This window comes from Pseudomonas sp. SST3, from assembly GCF_003325755.1.
This window is the reverse complement of sequence record NZ_QORI02000155.1, coordinates 1-3,808: the sequence shown is the minus strand read 5'-3', so window position 1 is coordinate 3,808 and position 3,808 is coordinate 1. Positions and strand designations below refer to the sequence as shown.

The window sequence follows — 3,808 nt, the reverse complement described above, 5'->3', positions numbered from 1 at the left end:
TTGCCTTGAGCAGCCCAGCAGTAAAGCGAATCGTCGGCGTTTCAGGATTGGGGCATAAGAAAGTGCTCCAGCCAGGGATGTCTTGCTGCCATCCAAGTGATAGAATCGCTGTCCAAAAAAGTAATCTCAGTTTTTTACCCGCTATCTGTATGTTCAGCAAGGAAGCTTGGTCTTTCCAGGCTAGAGCGAGGGCTCCAAGCAGGGGGCGGCGAGGGGGCTGCATTAGTGCTTTCAGGTTTTCTGCACGTTGGCCAGTGGATGAGGTCTGAGGCTCCCGGTAGCCTATGGTTCTTGCCGAGGCAGGACGGTCATGATCGAATAGATCTACGACCGACAGGGCGCTGTTGTCTGGCAATAAGCATATTCGACTGCAGAGCTTGACCGGCAAGCAATAGGTCAATCAGTAGAAGTAACGTAAAGCTTAGCGCGGCGTTGGACCTGAAGTACGTGTACTACGTTATCACTGATATGGCATGGAGGGGCAGCGTGAGTCTAGTTAAGTGGATTGAATTTCAAAAACTTGGTGACCACCGAGGTAGCTTGGTTTTCTATTGAACAAGGGAAGTTGATCCCTTTCGAAATTAAGCGGGTCTACTATATTTACCATACCAGCGAAGGTGTCAGTCGTGGCTTCCACGCGCACCATAATCTTAAGCAAGTAGCAATTTGCATGGCTGGTCAGTGCAGGATGGTACTGGACGATGGCCGTAGCAGGGAAGAGGTTGTCCTCGATTGCCCCACCAAGGGGATTTTAATTGAGGGTCTTACTTGGCGAGAGATGCACGATTTTAGCGAAAATTGCGTACTCCTGGTTCTCGCTAGTGAGCCTTATGAAGAAAGTGATTATATTAGAGATTATACAGAATTTTATAAGCTGATAAGTGAATAAGGCCATGATCAAATTGGTCGCTTATAATGAAGAGTATCTCGCTTTAAGCGGGAAGTGGCTTCGTGATCCTGAAATTAAAGAGTTAACGCAAACGCCCAGCTTCACGGATGAACAGCAAATTGGTTTTTTCAATTCACTGGTAGATAGGGATGACTATCGGATCTTCGGTTTAGAGTATTTCGGGCGAAAAGTGGGCGCAGCAGGTCTAAAGAACATTATCGATCAGCGTGCCGAGTACTGGGGTTATCTTGGCGAAAAAGAATTATGGGGGAAAGGTCTCGGTCAATCGATAATAACGGAGATCTTTGCCTTTGCGCTTTCCATCGGTGTGTCATCCGTATTTCTCAAGGTTAGCCCTAATAATATTCGCGCGATAAAGCTTTATCAGAAAGTAGGGTTTGAGATGGCCGGTCATTTGGATGGGCTATGTGTAATGGAAATCAATATAGGCAATAAACCAGATGTATGAACTGAAGAGATACGATGCCTCTCTGAGTAAAGATTGGGATTACGTAGTTGAGCATTCAAAGAATGGTAACTTTATCCACTTGACTCAGTACTTTCGCTATCATGAAGCTCGTTTCAATGATGTGTCGGTGTTGATCTATAAGAAAAAACGTGTGGTTGCGATTTTTCCAGCAAATATTTTTGATACGACGATTTTCAGCCACTCTGGCCTGACCTACGCCGGTATTATTTTTTCTGAAAGATGTTGGTTGCAAAGCAATGCTGGACATATTTGATGCATTAAAGGCACACTATAAAGATCTCGGTGCCGTGGATTTGGTATACAAGTGCATCCCCTCTGTATTTACGCGCTATCCCGCAGAAGAGGATCTTTACGCGTTGTTCAGGAATAATGCGAAGTTGTTTCGTCGTGATGTTTCGTCAGTGATAGAGATTGCTCGGGCGCCTAAGCTCTCTGACTCTAGAAAGTGTGTCATAAAGAAAGCCGAGAAAAATGCTGTCACGTTCAGTTCTTCGGTAAGCACTGCCGATTTTCATGCGCTTCTGTCTAAAGTATTGGAACGCTTCGACTCTAAGCCTGTTCATTCGCTATCCGAAATTGAACTTTTAATGTCACGCTTCCCAGAGAATATAAAGGTCTTCGGTGCTGTGCTGGAAGGTCAACTGTTGGCTGCTGCGATGGTTTTTGATTTTGGACACATCGTGCATACGCAATATTTGGCAGCCAGTGATGCGGGCAGGCAAGTAGGTGCTTTGGATTTTGTTTTGAATAATTTAATCAGCGATGTGTACGGTAACCGACAATATTTTAGCTTCGGTATTTCTACGGAAGATGGCGGCCAGGTGCTCAATGAAGGGCTTGTTTCGCAAAAAGAAGGTTTTGGTGCGCGAGCCGTTGTACATGATTTCTACCGAATGGAGTTATAAATGATCAGTTTTCTCGATTTGAAGTCTGTGAATTCCGAAATGAGTGGGGAGCTACTCGCGGCTTGTAAGCGAGTTATCGACTCCGGCTGGTACATTGCCGGTAATGAGTTGCAAGACTTCGAGTCGGCCTTTGCGGATTACTGTGGTACTAAATATTGTGTTGGGGTAGCAAACGGTCTCGATGCACTGATCCTGACCCTGCGCGCGTGGAAAGAGCTGGGTAAGCTGAAAGAGGGTGATGAAGTCCTTGTCCCGGCTAATACCTATATTGCTAGTATTTTGGCTATTACAGAAAATCGTCTAGTTCCGGTATTGGTTGAGCCGAACCCTCAGACATTCAACCTATGCCCCGAGCATATTTTGAAGTCTATTACTCCAAAAACCAAAGCGATTATTGCCGTTCATTTATATGGACAGCTGGCTGATATGCCGGCGATTCTTACCATTGCCCAAGAGCATGATTTATTGCTCCTTGAAGACTCTGCACAAGCTCATGGTGCGAGTATTCAAGGGCGCAAGGCTGGAAATTGGGGTAATGCATCGGGTTTCAGTTTCTATCCTGGGAAGAACCTGGGAGCGCTTGGTGATGGTGGTGCCATTACCAGCAATGATGCTGAACTGGTAGACACGTTACGAGCTTTACGCAATTACGGTTCTCATGAACGTTATAAAAATTTGTATCAGGGCGTTAACAGTCGGTTGGATGAAATACAGGCGGCGATGCTAGGCGTGAAACTCCGCTATTTGGATCAGCACACGCAACAACGTAAGGCCATTGCAAATACTTATTTGAAGAATATTAAGAACCCTCATATTGAATTGCCGTTATCGGCGTCTGTGGATGCTGAGGTTTTCGATTCGCATGTATGGCATTTATTCGTCATTCGGAGCAATAAACGTGATGAGCTGCAGCAGCATTTGACCGCGTGTGGTGTGCAGACCTTAATTCACTATCCTATTCCGCCACACAAACAGAGCGCTTACCCTCAGTTGAATGAGAAAAGTTTTCCAGTCTCTGAGCTGATTCATCAGCAGGTCCTGAGCCTGCCTATCGGCCCGACAATGACAATGGCTGACGTCAACGCTGTTATCAAAGCGTGTAATAGCTTTTCCTTCAGCGATCGATGAAATGAACCTTATACGAACCAGTTTGCTGAATGGCGTTGCGGTACTTATCAAGATGATTGCGCTGCTGGGTATTAATAAAGTACTTGCAGTTTACGTCGGTCCTGCTGGGTATGCGGCGGTTGGGCAGTTTCAAAATGCTGTTCAAATGATAACGACATTCGCAAGTGGCGCTATTAATACAGGAGTTACTAAATACACTGCTGAATATGAATCGGATTTAGAAAAACAGAGAGTTGTTTGGCGTACCGCAGGCACGATCTCCGTTAGCGCTTCGATTTTTCTGAGTATTTTGATTCTGATCTTCTCGGAAGAGCTGGCACTTTGGTTTCTCAAAGATGCGAGCTTTGCCGGTGTATTTGTGTGGTTTTCATTAGCCTTGGTGTTTTTTTCGTTAAA

At 45.5% G+C, this 3,808-nt stretch carries 5 protein-coding genes and 1 pseudogene; all 6 read left to right on the top strand.

Going from position 1 to position 3,808, the window contains the following annotated elements:
* Positions 1-505 precede the first annotated feature (505 nt).
* Complete coding sequence (locus DQ405_RS25660) at positions 506-889, top strand: sugar 3,4-ketoisomerase (RefSeq protein ID WP_342030468.1); 384 nt, start codon at positions 506-508, stop codon at positions 887-889.
* Between the two features lie 4 nt (positions 890-893).
* On the top strand, positions 894-1,358 hold the full coding sequence (locus DQ405_RS25655) for a GNAT family N-acetyltransferase (protein ID WP_057013394.1): 465 nt from the start codon (positions 894-896) through the stop codon (positions 1,356-1,358).
* Complete coding sequence (locus DQ405_RS27285; protein WP_206678942.1) at positions 1,351-1,632, top strand: hypothetical protein; 282 nt, start codon at positions 1,351-1,353, stop codon at positions 1,630-1,632. The genes DQ405_RS25655 and DQ405_RS27285 overlap by 8 nt, the downstream gene beginning before the upstream one ends.
* Positions 1,616-2,284, top strand: coding sequence for a GNAT family N-acetyltransferase (locus tag DQ405_RS25650; protein ID WP_206678941.1), 669 nt, complete (start codon positions 1,616-1,618; stop codon positions 2,282-2,284). The genes DQ405_RS27285 and DQ405_RS25650 overlap by 17 nt, the downstream gene beginning before the upstream one ends.
* The gene (locus DQ405_RS25645; protein WP_103451723.1) at positions 2,285-3,412 is read left to right on the top strand and encodes a DegT/DnrJ/EryC1/StrS family aminotransferase; all 1,128 of its coding nucleotides are present in this window, start codon (positions 2,285-2,287) and stop codon (positions 3,410-3,412) included.
* 1 nt (position 3,413) lies between these two features.
* A pseudogene (locus DQ405_RS25640) lies at positions 3,414-3,808 on the top strand (oligosaccharide flippase family protein); the annotation flags it as partial.

Excerpts from the sequence above, each read along its gene's own strand:
- DQ405_RS25655 (WP_057013394.1), top strand. The coding sequence starts at position 894 with ATGATCAAATTGGTCGCTTATAATGAAGAGTATCTCGCTTTAAGCGGG.
- DQ405_RS27285 (WP_206678942.1), top strand. The coding sequence starts at position 1,351 with ATGTATGAACTGAAGAGATACGATGCCTCTCTGAGTAAAGATTGGGAT.
- DQ405_RS25650 (WP_206678941.1), top strand. The coding sequence starts at position 1,616 with ATGCTGGACATATTTGATGCATTAAAGGCACACTATAAAGATCTCGGT.
- DQ405_RS25645 (WP_103451723.1), top strand. The coding sequence starts at position 2,285 with ATGATCAGTTTTCTCGATTTGAAGTCTGTGAATTCCGAAATGAGTGGG.